17 protein-coding genes are annotated in these 22,135 nt (G+C 41.4%); 7 read left to right on the top strand and 10 right to left on the bottom strand.

Annotated elements, in window-relative coordinates; all coding sequences use genetic code 11:
• Positions 1–5 precede the first annotated feature (5 nt).
• Positions 6–374 carry a response regulator gene (locus tag NI470_RS10890; RefSeq protein WP_004280710.1) on the bottom strand — a complete coding sequence of 123 codons (369 nt, stop codon included), beginning with the start codon at positions 372–374 and terminating at the stop codon, positions 6–8.
• A gap of 25 nt (positions 375–399) precedes the next feature.
• Complete coding sequence (gene pilG / locus NI470_RS10885) at positions 400–783, bottom strand: twitching motility response regulator PilG (RefSeq protein ID WP_004280711.1); 384 nt, start codon at positions 781–783, stop codon at positions 400–402.
• 286 nt (positions 784–1,069) lie between these two features.
• Here pilG and NI470_RS10880 point away from each other — a divergent pair, with 286 nt between their 5' ends.
• The 4 genes from NI470_RS10880 (at position 1,070) to NI470_RS10865 (ending at position 7,843) form a co-directional block, all read left to right on the top strand.
• Entirely contained in the window at positions 1,070–1,717 is a 648-nt protein-coding gene (locus tag NI470_RS10880; protein ID WP_004732001.1) for a hypothetical protein, read from the top strand.
• A 51-nt stretch (positions 1,718–1,768) separates the two neighbouring features.
• Positions 1,769–2,896, top strand: a complete 1,128-nt coding sequence (locus NI470_RS10875) for an efflux RND transporter periplasmic adaptor subunit (protein WP_253148391.1) — start codon at positions 1,769–1,771, stop codon at positions 2,894–2,896.
• A 24-nt stretch (positions 2,897–2,920) separates the two neighbouring features.
• Positions 2,921–6,028: an efflux RND transporter permease subunit gene (locus NI470_RS10870; protein ID WP_253148392.1), complete on the top strand. Its 3,108-nt coding sequence runs from the start codon at positions 2,921–2,923 to the stop codon at positions 6,026–6,028.
• A 96-nt stretch (positions 6,029–6,124) separates the two neighbouring features.
• Positions 6,125–7,843: a proline--tRNA ligase gene (locus NI470_RS10865; RefSeq protein WP_253148393.1), complete on the top strand. Its 1,719-nt coding sequence runs from the start codon at positions 6,125–6,127 to the stop codon at positions 7,841–7,843.
• Between the two features lie 53 nt (positions 7,844–7,896).
• Here the strand turns inward: NI470_RS10865 and NI470_RS10860 are convergent, their stop codons facing one another.
• From NI470_RS10860 to NI470_RS10825, 8 genes are all read right to left on the bottom strand, one after another.
• Positions 7,897–9,180: a hypothetical protein gene (locus NI470_RS10860; protein ID WP_005106243.1), complete on the bottom strand. Its 1,284-nt coding sequence runs from the start codon at positions 9,178–9,180 to the stop codon at positions 7,897–7,899.
• Positions 9,181–9,197: 17 nt separating this feature from the next.
• Positions 9,198–11,483: a hypothetical protein gene (locus tag NI470_RS10855; protein WP_253148394.1), complete on the bottom strand. Its 2,286-nt coding sequence runs from the start codon at positions 11,481–11,483 to the stop codon at positions 9,198–9,200.
• A 34-nt stretch (positions 11,484–11,517) separates the two neighbouring features.
• Positions 11,518–12,240 (bottom strand): hypothetical protein, encoded by a 723-nt coding sequence (locus NI470_RS10850; protein ID WP_005247854.1) that lies wholly within the window; start codon positions 12,238–12,240, stop codon positions 11,518–11,520.
• 12 nt (positions 12,241–12,252) lie between these two features.
• Positions 12,253–14,268, bottom strand: coding sequence for a hypothetical protein (locus NI470_RS10845; protein ID WP_253148395.1), 2,016 nt, complete (start codon positions 14,266–14,268; stop codon positions 12,253–12,255).
• Between the two features lie 234 nt (positions 14,269–14,502).
• Positions 14,503–15,072, bottom strand: coding sequence for a dCTP deaminase (gene dcd, locus NI470_RS10840; protein WP_004280726.1), 570 nt, complete (start codon positions 15,070–15,072; stop codon positions 14,503–14,505).
• A 123-nt stretch (positions 15,073–15,195) separates the two neighbouring features.
• On the bottom strand, positions 15,196–15,789 hold the full coding sequence (locus tag NI470_RS10835; protein ID WP_004732019.1) for a LysE family translocator: 594 nt from the start codon (positions 15,787–15,789) through the stop codon (positions 15,196–15,198).
• Positions 15,790–16,046: 257 nt separating this feature from the next.
• Positions 16,047–17,306: an iron-sulfur cluster carrier protein ApbC gene (apbC, locus tag NI470_RS10830; protein WP_253148396.1), complete on the bottom strand. Its 1,260-nt coding sequence runs from the start codon at positions 17,304–17,306 to the stop codon at positions 16,047–16,049.
• A 275-nt stretch (positions 17,307–17,581) separates the two neighbouring features.
• Positions 17,582–18,379 carry a putative sodium/potassium/calcium exchanger gene (locus tag NI470_RS10825; protein ID WP_004280731.1) on the bottom strand — a complete coding sequence of 266 codons (798 nt, stop codon included), beginning with the start codon at positions 18,377–18,379 and terminating at the stop codon, positions 17,582–17,584.
• Positions 18,380–18,692: 313 nt separating this feature from the next.
• On the opposite strand from NI470_RS10825, the gene metG reads away from it, so the two are divergent.
• The 3 genes from metG to NI470_RS10810 are packed head-to-tail and all read left to right on the top strand — an operon-like array spanning position 18,693 to position 21,893.
• On the top strand, positions 18,693–20,753 hold the full coding sequence (gene metG, locus NI470_RS10820) for a methionine--tRNA ligase (RefSeq protein WP_253148397.1): 2,061 nt from the start codon (positions 18,693–18,695) through the stop codon (positions 20,751–20,753).
• A gap of 50 nt (positions 20,754–20,803) precedes the next feature.
• Positions 20,804–21,352: a hypothetical protein gene (locus tag NI470_RS10815; RefSeq protein ID WP_253148398.1), complete on the top strand. Its 549-nt coding sequence runs from the start codon at positions 20,804–20,806 to the stop codon at positions 21,350–21,352.
• Positions 21,303–21,893, top strand: a complete 591-nt coding sequence (locus NI470_RS10810) for a putative phage abortive infection protein (protein ID WP_253148399.1) — start codon at positions 21,303–21,305, stop codon at positions 21,891–21,893. The genes NI470_RS10815 and NI470_RS10810 overlap by 50 nt, the downstream gene beginning before the upstream one ends.
• The last annotated feature ends 242 nt before the right edge of the window (positions 21,894–22,135 follow it).

The raw sequence follows: 22,135 nt of genomic DNA, 5'->3' as shown, positions 1-22,135 counted from the left end.
AGAGCTTATCCTGCATTGAGGTGCTGCTTAATTACATCTATTAATTGTTTTTCATCGACTGGTTTTGTTAGATAATCCGCTGCGCCTTGACGCTTGCCCCATACACGGTCAGTGGCCTGATCCTTGGTACTGACAATCACGATTGGAATATGTTTGGTCGTTGCACCACGTGCAATCTGACGGGTTGCCTGAAAACCATTCACACCCGGCATAACCACATCCATCAGAACTAGGTCCGGCAATTCTGCCTGTGCCATGGTGACGCCATCTGCGCCATTGGCTGCTTCAATCACCTCAAAGCCATGTTTAGAAAGAATCTCTCTAAAGCGAAAAGTTTCTGTCGGTGAGTCATCCACAATTAGGATACGTGCCATGCCAATTCCCCAAAAAAATCAAATATTAAGCACTAATATGGTTACGGATTGCATTTAGCAATTCATCTTTACTAAAAGGTTTGGTCAGGTATTCATCTGAACCCACGACACGACCTTTGGCCTGATCAAATAAGCCATCTTTACTCGATAGCATAATCACAGGAATATTCTGGTAATTCTGAGAGTTTTTGATTAAGGCGCAGGTTTGGTAACCATCCAGGCGCGGCATCATAATATCTACAAAAACGATATCTGGATTTGCTTCGGCAATTTTTGACAAAGCCTCAAAACCGTCTACTGCAGTAATGACCTCATAACCTTCGCGTTGAAGAAGAGTTTCCGCAGTACGACGAATGGTCTTTGAGTCATCAATAACCATAATTTTTAGATTTTGGAATTTATCGTCCATTTGTTTAACCCTTCCCATTTTAGAAACTATATGCCATAAGGCTCATAGGATTATTTTATTACGATCGATAAACATTTTTAACATAAAGTCACTTGTATTATCAATGAACATTTTCTACACAAGTAGACAAAATCATTTATTTTTAATAACAGCTTCACATTTTCTTATCGTTATTGGTTTTTTTTTGACTAACGGTAGTTTTTTATTGATAAATTTAAGTCTAATATAACAAGATTATTACTTTAAAATAAGTAATTTAGTCAACTTTAAATTCGGGGAGCCAATGATGAGTCAGTTTTTAAGAAAACTTGCTGTCATTGATAAAAATAAAATGACTGGTCAATTCATTGTTGTTGCGCTGCTATTGTTACAGGTGAGCTTAACGTGTGCGAGTAGCAACCAACTCCCACAAAAAGCCACCTGGTATCGTTATTATGACAGCAAAGGTGTGGCCAATATCAGTACTAACGTCACACCCAATCATATCCGTTATGGCTATGAAGCACTTGACCAGAATATGCAGGTCATTAAGCGAGCGCGTCCTTATAATGCCGAAGCGGATATCAGGCAAGCGCCACAACGTGCCCAACAGGCGCAGCGGATTGCCGAAGACCATAAACTCAAGCGCGCTTATAATAATAGCCAGACCGCTTTACAGAAAAAGAATGACAGCCTGGTGCAGTTAAAAAAACAGATTGATTTCCAGCAAGAACAAATGAAGCAACTGCAAAAAGATCGGGTCATGTTTGTGCGTCAGGAACGTGAATATTTACGTAAAGGTAAAACCCCACCGGCACACCTGAAAACAACATTAGACAATAACCAGAAAAATCTCGTTTCCCAGAAAGAAAATATTCAATCTTTACAAAGTCGCTATCGAAATCTGGAAGCAGAATACGACAAAATTATCGCCCGTTTAAAAGCACTTGAATAAATACAAATAGCTGGCCGTGGTTTTGATCCATAGCACGCTAAAAGGACTCATATGCAAACTGCACCGCATTCTCATGATTTAAATATGCCTTCCCCGCGCTCTATCCTGATCATGAGTGCACTTTGCTTAAATATGTTTTTAGTGGCTTGTGATAAAAATGAACCCGTACAGCAAGCAGAAACACCCAAATCCATTGAAGTCATTCCTCAAGATCTAGTTGCAGTTCAATCTGGCAATTCAGTTCAAAAAACTGCATTCACCGGCACTATTCGTGCAGTCAATCAAAGCAGCATACAAGCACAGGTCTCTGCTACTGCTACCAGCGTAAACGCGCAGGTAGGTCAAACGGTTTCTAAAGGACAGGTGCTGGTACGCCTGAATAATCAGGACAATGCAGCTCGTCTGGCACAGGCGCGTGCGAATCTGGCCTCAACTCAAGCGCAAGCCAATCAGGCGCACAACATGATGCAGCGTAAAAAGCGTCTGCTCGATCAGGGGTTTATTTCAAAAGTAGAATATGAACAAAGTCAGGTCGATTATCAGGCCCAGCTTGAAAATGTCCGCGCCCAGCAAGCCAATGTCGATATTGCCCAGAAAGCCGATCGTGATGGCACCATGACCAGTCCGATCAGTGGCGTGATTACGCAACGTCAGGTTGAACCGGGTCAAACCGTTGCCATTGGACAAACCCTGTTTGAAATTGTCGATCCGAAACGGCTGGAAATTCAAGCACGCGTACCTAGTGATCTGCAATCAGGTTTAAGACTGGGCAGTCAGGTCGAATACAACATTCAAGGTAATCCAAATCGGCTCACTGCCGTAATTAGCCGGATTTCCCCAATTGCAGATCAGGCCAGTCGTCAGATCGAATTCTTTGCCACGCCGAATGAAACCATTCCCTCGCTAAGTATCGGCTCCTTTGTCGAAGGCAACATTCTGAGTCCACAACAGATTTCTGGCCAGCTGATTCCATTAGATACTGTTCAAGACATTCAGAATAAACCTTATGTCTGGGTAATTCGCCAGAATAAAATTATCAAGGTCAACATACAGGTTTTGGAACAGCGTTATAGCGATAACATTGCTGTGGTTCAAGGACTGGAAAATGGTGATCAGGTCAGCCGGGTGAAGTTTAGCGAAGCTGATCTGCAAAAAACTGTCACCCTTCGCGCCAACTAAAGCCATTCACACAGGATCATTGATATGTGGTTTACCCGAATTAGTGTGAAGTATCCGGTTTTTACCATCATGATGATGTTCTGCCTGATGGTGCTGGGGCTGGCTTCATGGCAGCGGATGGGCGTTGAAGAATTCCCTGATGTCGATTTCCCTTTTGTGGTGATTTATACCAACTATCCGGGTGCTTCTCCGGAAACGGTTGAATCGGAAATTACCAAAAAACTTGAAGATCAGATCAATACCATTTCCGGTTTAAAACAGGTCATTTCCCAGTCCAGTGAAGGCCTGTCCATCATCACCACTGAATTTAATCTGGATGTGACATCTACCACAGCAGCTCAGGACGTGCGGGATAAAATCGCTTCTGTAACTGCTGAATTTCGTGATGAGATTCAGGAGCCGATTGTCGAACGTTATGACCCGACGGCGAATGCGGTGATGTCGATCGTATTTGAATCCGACAATATGGATGTAAAAGCGCTCAGTTCTTATCTGGATCAGCGGATTGTGCCACAACTGCGCACAGTCCCTGGGGTGGGAACGGTCAATCTGCTTGGTGATGCGCAGCGCCAGATTCGGATTCAGGTGGAACCGCAAAAACTGCAAGCCTTTGGCATTGGTGTAGATAGCGTGATCAATACCTTAAAGGCCGAAAATATTGAAGTCCCGGGGGGGACGCTTAAATCGGGTAATTCGGAACTGGTCATTGAAATCAATTCCAAAGTGCTGCATCCCCTTGCTTTTGGCGATCTGGTCATTGCCAATAAAAATGGCATACCAATTTTCCTCAGACAAGTGGCTAATATTCAAGACAGTCAGGCAGAGCTGGAATCCGCAGCTTTTCTGAATGGCAAAACTGCAGTAGCGATTGATATTTTGCGTAGTTCAGATGCAAACGTCATCGAAGTAGTAGACAAGAGCTACGCAACTTTAGAAAGTATTGAGGCGCAGCTTCCACAAGGCACTACTTTACAAGTAGTGGTAGATTCCTCCAAAAGTATCCGCGGCACCATTGGCGATGTAGCCCGCACCATTATTGAAGGTGCGGTACTGGCCGTGCTGATAGTCCTACTTTTTCTGGGTTCTTTCCGTTCAACTGTGATTACCGGTTTGACTCTGCCCATTGCACTCTTGGGCACGCTGACCTTTATCTGGGCCTTTGGCTTTAGCATCAATATGATGACTTTGCTGGCGCTGTCCTTGAGTATTGGTCTGTTGATCGATGATGCGATTGTAGTCCGAGAAAATATTGTCCGGCATGCCGATATGGGCAAAGATCATGTCACTGCCGCGCTCGATGGCACCAAAGAAATTGGCTTAGCCGTGCTGGCCACGACACTGACCATTGTTGCCGTATTCCTGCCTGTGGCCTTTATGGGCGGAATTATTGGCCGTTTCTTCTACCAGTTCGGGGTCACGGTAAGTATGGCCGTTCTGATCTCGATGTTTGTCAGCTTTACTCTGGACCCGATGCTCTCTGCACACTGGGCAGAAAAGAAAAAAGATCCAAACAAAAAACCAAGTCGGGTGAAACGTTTCTTTAGCTGGATCTCTGGCAAACTGGACAATCTAAGCCATGTCTATGAAAAATTATTAAAACTGGCCTTACGTTTTAGACTTATTACCCTGCTGATTGCGGTCGCTTCATTATTTGGTGCTCTGGGTTTATCCAAGCTGATTGGTACCGAATTTGTACCGGTCCCGGATAAAGGCGAAATCCGGATCAAGTTTGAAACACCGGTCGATTCATCGCTTGAATATTCACAAGCCAAACTGCAGCAGGTGGATCAGATTATTCGTCAGCATCCGGATGTCAAAGCCACCTATGGGGTGATTAATGGCGCAACCGACCGCGGTAAAAACCATGTCAGTTTACGGGTGACCGTGACGCCGCGTACCGAACGTGAAAAGACCCTGAATGAGCTAAATAATGAATTCCGCCAGCGTCTGCAATCGGTGGCTGGAATCAGCATTACCTCGGTGGCATCCGCCGATGAAACCGTTTCAGGCGGTCAGAAGCCAATCATGATTTCGATCAAAGGCCCAGATCTGGATCAACTACAAAAAATTTCTGATCGCTTTATGACGGAAATGGCGAAGATTAATGGCATTGTCGATCTGGAAACTTCATTAAAAGAACCCAAGCCGACCCTCGATGTACAGATCAATCGTGTCTTGGCCAGTGATTTAGGTTTATCGGTCAATCAGATTGCCAATGTGGTGCGTCCGCTGATTGCCGGTGATGATGTCACGACCTGGCAGGATGAAAAAGGTGAAACCTATGATGTGAATCTGCGCCTGACTGAAGACCAGCGCAGCTTGCCTAGCGACTTACAGAACATGTATATCACCTCGAATAAAACCGATGCCAACAATCAACCGATTCTGATTCCGCTTTCGAGCGTGGCCAAATTTGAAGAAAAACTCGGTGCCTCACAAATTAACCGGCGTGATCTGGCACGTGAAGTTCTGGTCGAGGCCAATACCTCAGGACGTCCTGCAGGCGACATCGGGACGGATATCAGCCGCTTGCAAGAAAATTTCGATATGCCACCGGGTTATAGTTTCGACACTCAAGGCTCCAATGCCGACATGGCAGAATCCGCAGGTTATGCACTGACTGCGATTACCCTGTCGATTGTCTTTATCTATATTGTGCTCGGTTCACAGTTCAATAGCTTTATCCATCCTGCAGCAATTATGGCCTCACTGCCATTGTCACTGATTGGCGTGTTTCTGGCCTTGTTCCTGTTTAACTCAACCATGAACCTGTTCTCGATTATCGGCATTATTATGCTGATGGGATTGGTAACCAAGAATGCGATTCTGCTGATCGACTTTATCAAGAAAGCCATGGATCGCGGTGAAAACCGCTATGATGCGATTATTGCCGCTGGTAAAACCCGTTTGCGTCCTATTCTGATGACTACCAGCGCGATGGTCATGGGCATGGTGCCACTTTCCCTAGGGCTAGGTGAAGGTGGCGAACAAAGTGCACCGATGGCGCATGCGGTGATTGGTGGCGTGATTACCTCTACCCTGCTGACCTTGGTGGTGGTGCCGGTGATCTTTACCTACCTGGATGACTTTAAGAATTTTATGCTGCGTCAGGCACGTAAAATCATGGCATAATTTAATGCAACACAATGAGGTGACATTCCCAAATGCTCACCTCATTTTTTATTGTATAATCCCTGCTTTAACGCTTAATTTTTTAGGACAGTTTCCATGCGCGCGAGTCGCTTTTTATTTGCAACGTTAAGAGAAACCCCGAACGATGCTGAGGTTATTTCCCATCAGCTGATGCTTCGTGCCGGTATGATTCGTAAGTTGGCTTCAGGTCTATACACCTGGTTGCCGATGGGCGTTCGCGTATTAAATAAAGTTGAAGCGATCGTTCGCGAAGAAATGGACAAAGTCGGTTCACTTCAAGTCTATATGCCGGTGACTCAACCTGCATCTTTGTGGGAAGAATCAGGTCGTTATGTACAATACGGCCCTGAACTTTTACGCTTCAACGACCGCCATGGCAACCCATTTGTTCTGGGTCCGACGCATGAAGAAGTGATCACTGACCTTGCACGTAACGAATTAAAAAGCTACAAGCAATTGCCTGCAAACTTCTACCAGGTACAAACCAAATTCCGTGACGAAATTCGTCCCCGTTTTGGCGTAATGCGTTCACGTGAATTCATCATGAAAGATGCCTACTCTTTCCATGCCAACCAGGAATCACTGCAACAAACCTACGACGACATGTATGCAGCCTATTGCAAAATCTTCAACCGTCTTGGTTTAGATTTCCGTCCGGTTCAAGCAGATACCGGTTCAATCGGTGGTTCAGGTTCTCACGAATTCCACGTACTGGCTTCAAGCGGTGAAGATGATATCGCATTTTCGACTGAATCTGACTATGCAGCCAATATTGAAATGGCAGAAGCAGTACTTGTCGGTGAACGTGCGGCACCTACACAAGAACTCAAACTGGTAGATACACCAAATCAAAAAACCATTGCAGATGTATCAGCATTCTTGGGTACGAACCCTGCTCATTCAGTAAAAGCCTTATTGGTTCAAGGTGTTGCGACTGAAGAAGGTCAAGATGCACCTGTGGTTGCTTTATTCCTTCGTGGCGATCACGAACTGAATGAAATTAAAGCTGAAAAACATCCTTTAATTGCTGCACCTTTAACATTTGCTACTGAAGAACAACTGCAAGCCCTTGGCTTAAATGCTGGCTTTGTCGGTCCTCAAGGTCTGGTCGAAAAAGGTGTAAGCGTTATTGTTGATCTTGCAGCATCCGTATTGTCTGACTTTGTTGCAGGTGCAAATGCAGCAGATCAACACGCAACAGGTGTAAACTGGGAACGTGATGCGCAGTTCACTGAAGTTTATGACCTACGTAACGTGGTTGAAGGCGACCCATCTCCAGATGGTAAAGGTACGCTTCAAATCAAACGTGGTATTGAAGTGGGTCATATCTTCCAGTTGGGTCAAAAATATTCTGAAGCTTTGGGCTGTAAAGTCTTGGGTGAAGATGGCAAACCATTCACTGTGACTATGGGTTGTTATGGTATTGGCGTGACGCGTGTGGTGGCTTCTGCAATCGAGCAGAACTTTGATGAGAAAGGCATTATCTGGCCAACTGCCATTGCACCATTTGAAGTTGCCATTGTACCGATGAATGCACACAAATCTCCACGAACTATGGAAGCTGCGGAAGCACTCTATGCTGAATTACAAGCTGCAGGTTTTGATGTATTACTTGATGACCGTAACGAACGTCCGGGCGTGAAATTCTCTGATCTTGAGCTTACAGGTATTCCACATCGTATTGTGATTGGTGAAAAAGGTTTAGATGCGGGGACGTTTGAATATAAAGGCCGCCGTGATGCTGAATCAGTAAATATCTCGAAAGAAGAATTATTGGCAAAAATTGCTAAATAATTTTGCTTTCTTATAAAAAATCCCGCGTAATGCGGGATTTTTTATAACTAAACTTAGCAGAATTTGTGTCCACCAAAGCAGTTCGGTTTAAAGTTCTGGCCTTGTAAAGTTAAATTAGTAAGAGGGAAATCAAGTAGCGCAGGATTTTTAATTTCCTTTACATCAAGTGCACTTCCTAGCACACAACCAAAAACCAGACTTCCACAATCTCGCACATTAGTGGTTAAATCATGGTTAATTCCTGCAATAGTTTGCTTTAAAACAGCATCTGAAATTGGCACACTATATGAAGGTGAAATACTTCCTAAATCCACTTCATCTTCCATTGCCAGCCACCACCCTTGTTTTGCCGCGACTGCTGCACCAGGCCATAAAATGCTTTGGGATTGCAAGGAGAGTGAAGCTGGATTATTTAAATATAAAGCATGAATAAGTCCGAGATTTTGTTTAACGGTAATGTCTGTCTGTAGCCCGGTTAAGTAGCCTGTAATATCTTTATCTAATTTTAATGCTCCATCCAATAATTCTGCTTTTAATGGTCCTTTAAAATCAATACGACCTACTGTCCCTGTCCCTTTTAGTACAACTTCTTTCATTCTTGTTCCTGACACTATAGTAGCAGGAATAGTAAAAGGTGCTGTTGTAGAATTTAACTGGAAAGCATAATTGCTAGATGTGTAATGTAAATCCAGAGGTAATGGTTGACCTAATATAGTGCCTTTTACCGTGCCCTCAATATTCATTCCAGTTGCAGCATAATCCATGACACGAGGAGCGGTTGTTGCAACTCCTGATGAAGATTTTGTTTTCATATAACCACTGAAACTGTTAATACCATTTGGTGTAGCACTATTTTCTGTCCCCATTGTCAATAGACCTGAAATCTTTTCCGCACTTAAACGGAAACCTAAAACTTCACGTGTAGATGCCTGATTTGGATTTTTTATGGCAAATTGTACAAATGGATTAGTAATCAGAGCTGAAGTCGCGGCACGATCCGCGCCATTCGTAGGATTACCACTTAAGGCAATATGATCAATATCAATATCACAGCCGGTTGCACCATTAACACCGCCACACCCGAGTTGTAGCTTTTTTATATTGGCATTAATTTCCATCTCGGCTTCCAAGCCTAATTTATAAAATGAGATATTACTCTGGTCATAAGTAGCTCCTAGATTATCCATCTGGTTAAATCCAGACTGAACCTCCATTGACAATAAAGCCTGCCCATTGACTTCTGAGAGCTCTTGGTCTTCCAATGAGGTTAATGCAGATACCTGACCACTTAGGCCCATCATAGCTACCACTAGACTTTTTAATATTATTTTTTTCATTTTTCTCATCCTGATTTTCAGCGTGGTGTGATTCCCATCGTGCTACGAATGGTTCCACCAGTCAGTGCAATACTTGCCATGTTTTGCATATTGCCATTGGTCGCCATGGCAAAATTGGTTTTAAATGGTATTGCAATATTATTTTCATAATTGAGTTTGACCTGATTATCCAAAGTCACTGTATCTGCACTAACACGAACTTTTGCTTTGACACCCAAATGACCTTCCATCCGGTTAAAGTTAATTGACGAAGTTTTTAATACCCCGGCTGAATCAATATCTTCATTGGCAATACTAAAATAGCTGCCCAGATTATCTTTATTTGCAGTTTCTTCTGCGGTAAGGGGTCTAAATTTAAAATTTGCATCAAATGACAGGAAGTTGGTATCTGGTGAATCGCTGGTCGGATCCACTCCTGGAATGATGAGGAGCTCGCCGTTTCCATCAAGTTTAAAAGCAATATTAGTCAGGACATCATCACGTTTAGAAAAATTATCATGAGGCACATAGCTTCCGCATTTAGTGACCGATGCATTGGTACAATTATATTTAGATCCTGGTAATTGACCAATCGCAAGCTCAGCTTTAGCTCCAATCAGCAGTTTATCGGCACGAATATAAATACCTTCATCTTTATAACTAATAATCCCTTCCGACTTGATCAAAGCATCGATATTCCTAAAACCGGCATAATAGTTAACTGCCTCACCATGATCGCCATTTTTACCATCAATCAATATAATCGAGGTTGTGCTTGGCAAACCGGTTTTCTTGTCAATTCCATAGCCTTCTGTAGATGCCATAATGTTATAAGCAATTGCTTGCTTATTGTCTGTTCCATAAGTCGTTCCAGACAACGCAACATTGGCATTTAAATTATAAATAGGAATACCGATTCCCCATGAACCACCATCGCCACCAATTTCCGCCAAAGAGTTATCTGATATAAAACGTGCTTTCGCAGCAATAGACTGAAAATCCATTCCACGTACGGCGATATAAGCAAAATCTTCTCCATTCGTGGTGGTACTGAGTGTCTGTTTAAGTACAATGCTACTACTACCTAAAGTCTTTTGCATATTTTCATTGATTATGAAATCGAGACTTTTTGCAGTAATGGTATTTATATATATATTTCCAAAGTCGATATAAGCATTTTTACCATGTAAGGCACCGGCAGCAGTACGTGTAGTCAATGGTCTGAGCTTGGAAAATTGCACCGCATGGCTTCCCTTACCGGTATGACCAATCTCAAGTGTTGTAGGTGCCATAGTTGCTGGAAGCCCGGTACTATTAGCACCTGTAAAATCTGCAGACAAGCCTAGATTTAACCCACCTTCTCCGACCAGGCCACTGTAACCTGTAGCAGCTTTGTCCTGACGTTCTAGTACACCATTCACCTTGTTACTAACATCAAAAGTACCTATCTGGGTTTGATCGGCACTCATCGATAATCTTGCGTTAGTGACTGCACCCGAAGCCCCTAAACGCATAATATTTTTACGTTCATTATTTGGCGTGTTATAACGCAAGTCAATATTAACCCCTGGATTGGTCGGATTAACCCGGTCAGCCGTGATATCGGTCATATCTTCAGCACGCTTTAAATCCACATAATGATCTTGACTGCCATTTCGTGTGGTCAGTACCACGCCTTCATCCGGGTCAATGTACATATATCCTTGACCCGCGAAGTTAAAGTTAAAGTCATTCAAAATCAGACTATTTTCACCTAATTTATGACTAATCGTGGCATTTTTAAGTTGAAAATCGATACTGGCAATTGAATCTTTATTAAATAGACCTGCACTGGTTTGTAATAGCACACTAAGCGGTGTAGAGGTACTAATCCCTAATGCCCCCAAACTTTGATTAGATTGAGTACCCGCAGTCCGAATACTATTCGCAGATTGACTACATGGATTGGTCGTACAGGCGATCTTTACCAATTTTAAATCTGCAGTGGCTTGAAAGGGTGAAACACTTGCAGCTAGCCGAAGTCCTGCCCCTTGTGAAGTGGCCCCTACATCTATTTCAAGTTGACTAATGATTGGTTTATTATCTTTTCCAATAATCTCAACATTATGTAGACCTAAGCCCATTTTAGTATTGGCAGTTGGATTTGGATCATACCAATTGGCTTGAGCAATACTGGCTTTAGAGATTTCATGAGTAATCACCATACCATCTTGTCCAGTGACTTCACTCAATTCCTGCTCTTCAATAGTTTCAAGTGCATAACCTTGTTGTATAAGACACATGCATACCGTTAGCAATTTCAACTTTATTGTTGTTTTTTTCATTTTTTATATCCTTATGCTGTACTTGACGTTGTTACTAACAACGACTTTGTGCCCCACCTGTACAGTTATAACCAAATATTTTCAAATTGCCTGACGTATGCAGATTTCCATGAACGTTCAACCCCATAAATCCTTTTTCAGCACCTTTATCAAATGAAGGAACATCTTGGGGCGCGGTTGTATAAGTTCCATCGGCATTATAGGTACGCCCTGTATACGTACTATAAACACCTGTATTGGCATAACCTTCCAAGGCGCCAGCACCTGTACCCGTTTCAATGGAAACTGTATTAAAGCCTAAATTACGGATCTTTAAAGGCTGGTGATCATAAAAGGTAATTTGCATCGCCGTTTGTGGTTCATTACGATGATTAATGATGGTTGTCCCATCAATTGAAAACTTATCAATCTGAATCGTGCCTTGAATGCCTTTAAAGACTAACCACTTTTTATTTCCATTGGCATCGACATGGTTATTCGGCGCTATTGCCAGACGGCAAAATTGTTTTGTTGCTCCACAAGCGGTGGGATCTAGAACATAAAATACTTCGAGCGGGTTGCCACTTCCATCAAGCCGAGAAATTTTATCTTTACTTAAATCTGTCGCATAAATATGGTTTAAAGATAAAGTCCAGTTAAGATCTGCTCCGCCTTGCCCCACTGTATTGGTTAATGCTTGCTGATCAAGGGCTTCCAATCCGGCAAAACTGGTCATAGAGGTACATAATAATGCACAGAGTGTTACTAATTTGGACATTCTTATACTTCCTTATAGACCAGTTGTTCTAATTTTCAGATGCTGAATCAGGACCCCATCAATGACAGCAGATCCAAAATTCTTACTTACACCATCAGTATTTTTGAATACGATTCCTGTTGAATTCACCCCATCCTTGGCGCGCAGCATATTTGTCCCTGAGATACGCTCTGTAGTCCCTATTGAGATGCTACTGTGAGTCGCATTACGCCCTTGATAAAGTGCGGTGGTATCTGACACATTATTTTTAATCGGTGTACCACAACTATAGACATTACAGGTCGAACCCTTTAAATCTGTTGTACCCAGTCCGTCCCCATAATTTTGATAAATTTGATTATAAATAGCAGGAATATTGGGAATACGTGTCACTTCTAAAATAATATTATTGCCTTCTGAACCGACAACGAAAGGCTGGTACATATTACCAAGCACCAAGTTAATATTTGGACTATAGAGATATAAGCCCTCAGAATCATGAAATATAGGAGCATCACTTCCATTCAAGGCCGGGGTCGGGACATTACCATCAAGCGCATCTGTTTTTGCTGCGGTACTGAGACGAATACCTTTACTGTTAAGATTACTATCGCTACTGCTTAGAGTTTCTGGTCGATCATTGGTATTCAGACGAACAATACTCGCCATACCCAATGTTTGGCTATAATTCTTATTGTCAGATTCTAAGGTTTGAAATAACCGAACTTGCGAGCCATTAAAACTCAGACCATTGGCAACAAATTGGGTTCTTAATCGGTAATCCGTATCAAGTCCTGATATTGGTCCACCTGTTATAGGATCTACAGCATTCGAGGAATTAAGCTCACGTGCAAAAATATCACTCCAGAAGCCCAGCTTGATATTATTATCACTTTCGACCCCTGCAATTGGACTTAATGGGGCTTCCAAAGCGATATAGCCTACATCTTTAGCAGCGTCCTTAAACTGTTTGACGTTTTCAGTTCCTGCTCGAAATAACCAGGGATTATCTGCTGATCCCCAGCTGAAACCCTGATTACTGTATCGTGTGCTTAAAGAACCATCGCTTTTCGATAATGCCAGACCATAAATAAATACATCGGCTTTAGTTCTTAAAGTGCTCACAGAGCTTTTAGCAGCTTCAGTTTTAGCAGCCTGATCTGCTCTAGCAATGATTTCAGCCATAGCAGCACTATCTGCATCTTTCATCATTCCGGCTAGAGCAGCTTCAAATTTTTTATCATAATCTGCTTTAATTAATGCAAGAATTCTTGCATCTACAATTGCTCCAATAATATTTTCCCTAGTACCAGACGTACTCCATTCAGTTGCAGGAATTGCTTTCGTCGCATCCTTACCATAAAGAAGGTCAATCATTTCCACTGTATTTGTTTTTGCCTTATCATTTAAACCAATTAGATTCCCCGGTGAGTGATCAAACATTGTTGTGCCATCATCGACTAGACTATATTGAATTAAAGCGGGTTTACCGGCTCCATTATAATAATCATCACGACGTTGGTCATAATAGGCTTTCATAAAGTCAGTGTTATAATAATAATCAACTAATTCTTGCTTAAATGCGTCCCGGTTTGTTTGTGTATCATGAGTATTCTTAATCGTATTATAATTCGTATTATAAAAATTAGTTTTTAACGTATCATAGGCTTGCTGATACTCAGTTGCATAATTCTGCGTTCTTTCAACATGAAAAGCATTATCATATGTAGATTTATAAACTTTGTCGTATACACGCTGCCCAAGTTGGTTGTAATTTTCACCAGTCGGAATAATACGAATAAATCCTGTATCTGCTTTTCCGGGATCAGGAATCTTCCGCTCATAACTCGAGCCAGCCGAGATATCGTTAGGGCCTTGAAACACCATTTTAAAATCATCAAGGACGAGCGCCACACCCTCACCTGTGGTGTCAGAAAGAGAAGAATCTGATAATTCCTGCATCGCATGTGCAGAAGGCAACAGGCTGAAACCGATTGTCATCGCCAAATAACTTTTGCGAAATTTAAATATATCTTTTATCTGAGTCATCTCACTCTTTCCTTTTTATTCGATGCTCCGCACCTTATGCTTCAGCTTCCCAGCCGCCAATCTTTGATTTTTTATAATGCATTGCATCTTTTTTATGGTTATGCGGAATCCATTATGCTGATTTTTGATACAGATGCCAAAGCCAATTAGGCGAAAAATAGCAGTTTCCGATGAATGAAAATCTCAAAAAAATAAACGGGACATAAAGTCCCGTCATTCAATATTTTAAAACAATTAGGTCTTCGGCAAAGTAACGCCTGTCTGACCTTGATATTTACCACCACGATCTTTATATGAGGTTTCACAGACTTCATCAGATTCAAAAAACAGCATCTGCGCTACACCTTCACCTGCATAAATACGCGCAGGAAGATTGGTAGTATTTGAAAACTCTAAAGTGACGTGTCCTTCCCACTCTGGCTCAAGCGGAGTCACGTTAACAATGATGCCACAACGCGCATAAGTAGACTTGCCCAAGCACACGGTCAAGACATTACGTGGAATGCGGAAATATTCGATGGTACGCGCCAAAGCAAACGAGTTAGGCGGAATGATACAGACATCCGACTCGATATCAATAAAGCTGCGTTCATCAAAGTTCTTCGGATCGACAATTGCAGAATGCACATTGGTGAATACTTTAAATTCACGTGCACAACGCACGTCATAACCATAGCTGGATACGCCATACGAAATCAGCTTTTGACCATTTTCATCCAAACGTACCTGGTTTTCTGCATACGGTTCAATCATGCCGTGTTTTTCGCTCATTTCGCGAATCCAACGATCAGACTTAATTGCCATTGATATAATCCAAAAATCTTAAGAACAAGTTATTGCGACGTACTTTAACTGAAATTGACACTAATGAAAATAAGTGAAAGGCTTAGAGCTAAAGTTGCCAAAAAATTGCTGATTGAGATCAGCTTATAAACTTAAAAGTGCAGAATAGCTTAAAGGAATGGAAAAGCTCATTAATACCAGCGAAGCCGTTTTCTGCAGGTTTTTCTGATTGAGCCAGCGACTGTTTTTTCTGGCCAGGATTGAACCCAGAAAAGTCCAGAAGAATGCAATCGGGATCAACAGAAGCAAGAAAACCAGCATATGAGTCACATAATGTTGGCCGCTTTTCCAGACAATGACAGGAAAGATCGCTGAGGCAAATAAAAGTGCTTTAGGATTAAGCAAGGTTGCCAAAAATAATTCTCGTGCGCGAATCGAGACATTTTCAAGATTTTCGCTTATTTCTGCAGTCCGCCATAATTTCACAGCGAGAAATAGAATATAGCCAGCACTAAAAAGTTTGAGAATGGTCGGTAAAAGCGGAAGATGAACGGAAATTTTTCCGATCAGAATGCCCCATAAGCTAATGGCAATCAGATAACCAAAGGCTTCCGCAGGAATTAAACGAAATGTTTTTTTAAATCCGACCTGAATGCCTGAAGATGCCAATAAGGTATTGGTTGGGCCTGGTGTTAAAAGAATGGTTGCCACTAAACCAATAAAAAACCATGAAATCATAGTTTGACCTCGCTCTAATCCGAGTAGCATAGAAGAATTCGGTCAGTGCTGCAAAAAAATAATTGTAAGAGAACATATAACCTAAAATTTAAATTTATTTATTTTAATTAATTCAAATGTTTATATAAGCTTTCAGGATAAACACCCGATAGTCATTTCAGTCAATTTCGATCATTTAAATCGAGCTAATTTTAAAAATAAGAAATAAGAAGCCCTAGCTTTTAGCTAAGGCTTAAATATCTGAATTGTCTATAGAATTAAAAAATTCGACTATGGTCTTTCTCTGCTTTAGGTAACTGCGCTGCAATTTTCTCTGCAATCAGCATATAGCTTTCTGCAGCAGCATCTCCCGCGATCACTGACGGCGTTCCAGCATCGGCATTTTCACGAATTTTAGCATCCAAAGGTAAACGACCCAATAATGGGACTTGATATTGCTCAGACAGTTTATCGCCACCGCCTGTACCAAAAATCTGTTCCTCAAAACCACAATTTGAGCAGATATGGGTAGACATGTTTTCAATCACACCCATGATCGGAATCTGCACCCGGTTAAACAATTCAATGCCTTTAGTCGCATCCAGCAAGGCCACGTTTTGTGGCGTCGTCACAATCACTGCACCCGTCACCGGAATACGCTGTGCGAGAGTTAACTGGATATCGCCTGTGCCAGGTGGCATATCAATCATCAGCACATCAAGGTCTGGCCATAGGGTCTGATTGAATAACTGCATTAATGCACCCGTGGCTTTTGGACCACGCCAGGCAACTGGAGTATTGTGATCACCGGTTAGATGGCCAATCGAGAGTACAGCCAGACCGTAAGCATCCAAGGGAACAAAATGCTCAGCTTCGATCATTGGGGTTTTACCGGCATTGCCGAGCATGGTCGGAATACTTGGACCGTAAATATCGGCATCGAGTACGCCTACGCGCAGGCCTAATTTTTGTAAAGCCAGGGCCAGATTGACAGTCGTGGTCGATTTACCTACACCACCTTTGCCGGATGACACCAGAATCACATTCTGAATACGAGGATGTTTCGGGACATCACGCTGTTGCGGCGCAGCTTTTTGAATCGGTGGATTATTCGGGTCAACATCTTCTGTTTTTGCAGGCTGAGCTGACGCATCAACCACAGGCGGAAGATTGGGTTTTGCTTCCGCTTTAGGCTCGCTTGAACAGTTTTCACCTTCAGCATGGTTATGCCCGCAACCCCCTTCTTTCTTATGTCCAGTTTTCTGCTGAATCACATGCATATTCAGTTCTTGAATACCACATTTTTGCAAAGCTTCCGCCAGTTCATCATGAATCTGTTGCAGCTGCGCTTTTTCTTCTGGATAGGTATTCAAAGTGATTTGCAGAATCTCACCCTGTACATTGACCTGCGTAATACGATCTTTCAAGGCATTGCTGGAATTTGGCAAGATATAGTTTTGCAGTACGTTTTGCACAGCTTCTTCGTTCACCTCCTTGGAAGGCGAAAAAACCGATTTAAGCGAAGAAAGCCAAGACATAGGTTACTCCAAAAATGTAGATCGACATCTGAATCGCTTAGTTTAACGGGGTTTTAGGCGAAGGTTAAGCACTGTATTGGAGAAGATGAAACAGATATCTTCAATTTCCAACCATTTTACTCGGTTTTGTGAAATATTTTATGGAATCTTGGTGAATAGAAATAATGAAAGAAAAGAGAGATGGACTATTTTGATGTAATAAATTTTTTTTATTTATCTCGAGCGTGTTAAGCCACTTTAACCTTCTATGATTAAAGTGGCTTAACGATCACAGACTATTTATGATTTTTATTGTTTTCAGATTTGTCCTGTTGATCCTTGGTATTTTTATCCTGATCTTGTTTCGATTCATCCTTTTTAGACTGAGAGTTGCTTTCTGAATCTGTATCTTTGGCATCTTGCTGCTGATCAGAATCACCTTCCTTCGATTGATTATCTTTCATTTTATTCATCGTATCAGTTGCCATCTGTTTCAGCTCAGCGAACTTAACCGAGGCTTCGCTGAATAAGTCTGTGATTTTCTGTCTGGTATCTTCAAACTTATGCATGGCTTCATCTTTTAAATTTGCCATACCTGCCTGCTGATCGGTCTGACCATCTTTAGCATTTTGTTTATCTGACTTGTTAGATGACTTATCTTGAGAGGTATGATCCGCTTTGGCTTTTTTCGCATCATCCGAACCTTGCTCAGCATTTTGCTGGTTGTCAGATTTGCCATGTTTCAGCTCATTCAGAAGCTTTTCACCTTTTTGCAATAGCTCTTCACCAATCGCTATCGCTTTGGCTTTTAAGTCATCCATCTTAAAGCTTTCAGTTTTTTTATCAGACTGATTCTCTTGAGAACTGTCTTTTTGCGCTGATTGCTCAGCATTTTCCTCTTTACCGTTATGCTGGGTATCAGACTTCTGATCAGCATGGGTCTGGGCACTTTGCCCGTTCTTATGTTCCTGATTATGCTGTTTATCCAGCTCGTTTTGCTTTTGCTCTTTTGCAAGCTGATCATTCAATTCGCGTGCATGTTGTTCTTTATCTTGATTTTGCTTCGACGTATTGTTTTGGTTCTGCTGAGTCATGAGGTACCCTCCTTAGGCATATCATATAAACAATCAGCCATTTTTTTAGCACAAAGCATTACGCGAATCGGGCGAAGTAAGCAAACTGCAACAAAGCCTGTACAAGTTGTTGCTATTGTTTGCAGGATGTAGCATGAGCTGAGTCAAATCTGTATTGAAAAGCTATATGCTAAAGATGATGCAGGCTTTTGTATTCGGGCTGTCCAAGTCCATCTATTCGCAGGGTTTCAGCAAAGCATTTCTTTGTAATCCCCTCGGCATCATGTAAAATTATGGCCCATTGCATAATGAATACGAATGAGAGAGTGAATCCGTGCGTAAAATTTTAGTCACCAATGCCCTTCCTTACGCCAATGGCCCGATTCATATGGGTCACTTACTTGGCTATATCCAAGCAGATATTTGGGTACGTGCCATGCGTGCGATGGGTCATGATGTGACTTATGTCTGTGCGGATGATGCTCACGGAACCGCGATCATGCTACGTGCCGAAGCGAATGGCATTTCACCTGAAGCGCAAATTGCCAATGTGCAAAAAGAACACATTCGTGACTTTGACGGTTTCGGTGTGCATTTCGATCATTATGATTCTACACATAGCGATACCAACCGTGCCCGTGCGTCAGAAATCTATGTGAAAAACCGTGATGCGGGCAATATTGCAGTTCGTCCGGTGACCCAGCTTTTTGATCCTGAAAAAGGCATGTTCCTGTCAGACCGTTTCATTAAAGGCACCTGTCCTAAATGTAAGGCGGAAGATCAGTACGGCGACTCATGTGAAGTCTGCGGTGCAACTTATAATGCGACAGAGTTGTTGAATCCGCATTCCACTTTAAGTGGCGCAACTCCAGTCGAAAAATCATCTGATCATTACTTCTTTAAATTGCCAAATTTTGGTGAATACCTGCAAAAATGGACTCGTGATGAAGGTCGCTTGCCGGTATCGATTGCCAACAAGCTGGACGAATGGTTTGAAAATGGCTTGAATGACTGGGACATCTCACGTGATGCGCCATACTTCGGTTTTGAAATTCCAGATGCGCCAAACAAATATTTCTATGTTTGGGTGGATGCGCCGATTGGTTATATGTCGAGCTTTGAAAACTACATCAAAACCAAACGTCCTGAATTGAATTTTGATGACTACTGGAAAAAAGATTCTGAAAATGAGGTCTATCACTTCATTGGTAAAGACATCGTTTATTTCCACGCCCTGTTCTGGCCGGCAATGCTGGAAGGTGCAAATTACCGTACGCCATCAGGCTTATTCGTAAATGGCTTCCTGACTGTCAACGGTCAGAAGATGTCTAAATCTCGCGGCACCTTTATTAAAGCAGAAACCTACTTAGAGCATTTAAACCCTGAATATTTACGCTACTACTTCGCGTCGAAACTTTCTGACAAAGTTGAAGATTCAGACTTAAATCTGGATGACTTCGTACAAAAAGTAAATTCAGATCTAGTCGGTAAAGTGGTGAATATTGCCAGCCGTTGTGCGAAATTTATTAACACCAAATTTGATAACAAGTTAAGTGCGACATGTGCTGAACCTGAATTAGTACAAAGCTTTATTGATGCCGGTAGCTCAATTGCTCAGGCTTATGAAGCACGTGAATTCTCGGCGGCAATTCGTGAAATCATGGCGCTGGCAGATAAAGCCAACCAGTATATTGATGAGAAAAAGCCTTGGGCACTTGCGAAACAGGAAGGTCAGGAACAACAAGTGCATGATGTATGCTCTGTGGGGATCAACCTGTTCCGTCAATTGGCAGTGTATTTAGCGCCTGTATTGCCAACTTTGGCTCAACAGGTTCAAGATTTCTTACAACTTGAAAGCTTCGATTTTGCTTCTCGCGAAACAATTCTAGTGGGTCATGAAATTGCATTCTTCCAACCGTTGATGCAACGTGTAGATCCAAAAGCTGTTGCTGCCATGGTGGATGCATCTAAAGATTCTTTAGCTGCTCCTGCTGCTGAACCAGCTAAAGCTGAAAAGAAAAAAGAGAAGAAGGTAGAAAAGAAAGCTGAACCTAAAGTCGGTGAAGCTGAAATCATTAATATTGATGATTTTATGAAAGTTGACCTGCGTGTTGCTGAAGTTTTAGAAGCGGCTACGGTTGAAGGTTCTGACAAATTGCTTCAACTCACTTTAAACGTTGGTGAAGCTGAGCCACGTAATGTGTTCAGTGGTATTCGTGAGTTCTACCAACCTGAAGACTTAAAAGGCAAACTGGTGGTGATGGTGGCGAACCTTGCGCCACGTAAGATGCGTTTTGGTATTTCGAACGGTATGGTACTTGCAGCGGGTAATGGCGAAGGTGTTTGGGTGATTTCACCTGAATCTGGTGCTAAACCGGGTGATAAAGTGTCTTAAGATTTCCATTTTAAGCAAAGAAAGCCTCTATTGATGTAGGGGCTTTTTTATTGGACTATATTTCCCTCATCCTTGCCTTCTCCCAGAGGGAGAAGGAGTTTTTATTACTAAATAAATTTCAGGATGTTCCCTCTCCTTTTAGGAGAGGGTCAGGGAGAGGTAAATTTAGACACTATTATCAAGTACTGATATATTGCGTTAAATTTAATTACTTTAAAAAAAATATGAATAACTTTATTAAATACTTATGCCTATACATTCCTTTAATTCTTATAGGAATTAGTATTTTAGGATCAATTTTTATTTTTTCCAACCAAACATTCAATTTTGGAAGCTCTAAGATAATTGATGCTAATTTATCTGCTCAATTCGGTAATTTATATGGTGGACTAATTGGAACTATACTTAGTGCGTCTAGTGTATTTCTTTTAATTTACACAATATTCCACCAAAAAATTGAAACGCAAAAAAATAATTTAGAGAATAATTTTTTTAAAATGCTTGATTATCACAATCAACATTTGAATTACATATGCATTCCTCATCTAAATGCTGAAAAAGGAATGGTTGAGGGGAAAAAGGGCTTTTATACAATTTAAAATTCAGTTTAAAAATATATTGGAAATTACCCAGGCTACATTAGATCATAGAAATATTAACTATACACAAGATGACTTAGTTGACATCAGTTATATTATTTTTTATTACGGCTTAGAGGGCTCGTGGACTACATTCATTCTTAATAAATGCAAAAAGTATCATTTTATTAATTCAGTTACACTTAAGGAAATCCAACAAAAACTTAATCAGAAAATTGATAAAAAACTAGTGAGAGCAAATCAAACATACCTAAGCTCTTATTTTAAAAATATGTATAATGCAATAAAAATGATCGATGAAAGCGATATTTTAACTCTAGAAGAAAAGAAAAATTTAATAAAAATACTACGCGCTCAGCTTTCTAACCCTGAATTATATATTCTCTTTTTTAATATTATCTTAAGATTTGGTAAAAAATGGATTGAGAACAACTTCATTGAAAAATATGAACTAATTAAAAATATTCCATATGATTACTGTGAAGGATACGACCCTAAAATATATTTTTCATCGATCGAGTTTGAAGAAGATGAATATTGATTCAATTGCTCTGCGACATGAATGTCGCCCGTTTGTTAGGGGTAAATGGGCGTGGCCTCTAACGAAAAGAAGGATTTTGTTACTTTTGCCCTGACAAAAGTAAATAGGAAATATACTTTGATGGTTATTAGGGTGTGTTGACACTTTTAGTTTAAAAAAATAGCGAAGTAGTAAAATCAAATCGCCAAACCCAATTTTACTATTCGCTATGCCTCGTACCATGCTGACAGATCAACACTGGC

Origin of the sequence: Acinetobacter lwoffii (assembly GCF_024129115.1) — a bacterium.
Classification (GTDB): domain Bacteria; phylum Pseudomonadota; class Gammaproteobacteria; order Pseudomonadales; family Moraxellaceae; genus Acinetobacter; species Acinetobacter lwoffii_T.
This window is presented reverse-complemented; position numbering and strand designations above follow the sequence as displayed.

What these genes read in the sequence shown, in the direction of transcription:
- NI470_RS10890 (WP_004280710.1), bottom strand. Translation starts at nt 374, where the DNA reads ATGGCACGTATCCTAATTGTGGATGACTCACCGACAGAAACTTTTCGC.
- pilG (WP_004280711.1), bottom strand. Translation starts at nt 783, where the DNA reads ATGGACGATAAATTCCAAAATCTAAAAATTATGGTTATTGATGACTCA.
- NI470_RS10880 (WP_004732001.1), top strand. Translation starts at nt 1,070, where the DNA reads ATGAGTCAGTTTTTAAGAAAACTTGCTGTCATTGATAAAAATAAAATG.
- NI470_RS10875 (WP_253148391.1), top strand. Translation starts at nt 1,769, where the DNA reads ATGCAAACTGCACCGCATTCTCATGATTTAAATATGCCTTCCCCGCGC.
- NI470_RS10870 (WP_253148392.1), top strand. Translation starts at nt 2,921, where the DNA reads ATGTGGTTTACCCGAATTAGTGTGAAGTATCCGGTTTTTACCATCATG.
- NI470_RS10865 (WP_253148393.1), top strand. Translation starts at nt 6,125, where the DNA reads ATGCGCGCGAGTCGCTTTTTATTTGCAACGTTAAGAGAAACCCCGAAC.
- NI470_RS10860 (WP_005106243.1), bottom strand. Translation starts at nt 9,180, where the DNA reads ATGAAAAAAATAATATTAAAAAGTCTAGTGGTAGCTATGATGGGCCTA.
- NI470_RS10855 (WP_253148394.1), bottom strand. Translation starts at nt 11,483, where the DNA reads ATGAAAAAAACAACAATAAAGTTGAAATTGCTAACGGTATGCATGTGT.
- NI470_RS10850 (WP_005247854.1), bottom strand. Translation starts at nt 12,240, where the DNA reads ATGTCCAAATTAGTAACACTCTGTGCATTATTATGTACCTCTATGACC.
- NI470_RS10845 (WP_253148395.1), bottom strand. Translation starts at nt 14,268, where the DNA reads ATGACTCAGATAAAAGATATATTTAAATTTCGCAAAAGTTATTTGGCG.
- dcd (WP_004280726.1), bottom strand. Translation starts at nt 15,072, where the DNA reads ATGGCAATTAAGTCTGATCGTTGGATTCGCGAAATGAGCGAAAAACAC.
- NI470_RS10835 (WP_004732019.1), bottom strand. Translation starts at nt 15,789, where the DNA reads ATGATTTCATGGTTTTTTATTGGTTTAGTGGCAACCATTCTTTTAACA.
- apbC (WP_253148396.1), bottom strand. Translation starts at nt 17,306, where the DNA reads ATGTCTTGGCTTTCTTCGCTTAAATCGGTTTTTTCGCCTTCCAAGGAG.
- NI470_RS10825 (WP_004280731.1), bottom strand. Translation starts at nt 18,379, where the DNA reads ATGACTCAGCAGAACCAAAACAATACGTCGAAGCAAAATCAAGATAAA.
- NI470_RS10810 (WP_253148399.1), top strand. Translation starts at nt 21,303, where the DNA reads ATGCTGAAAAAGGAATGGTTGAGGGGAAAAAGGGCTTTTATACAATTT.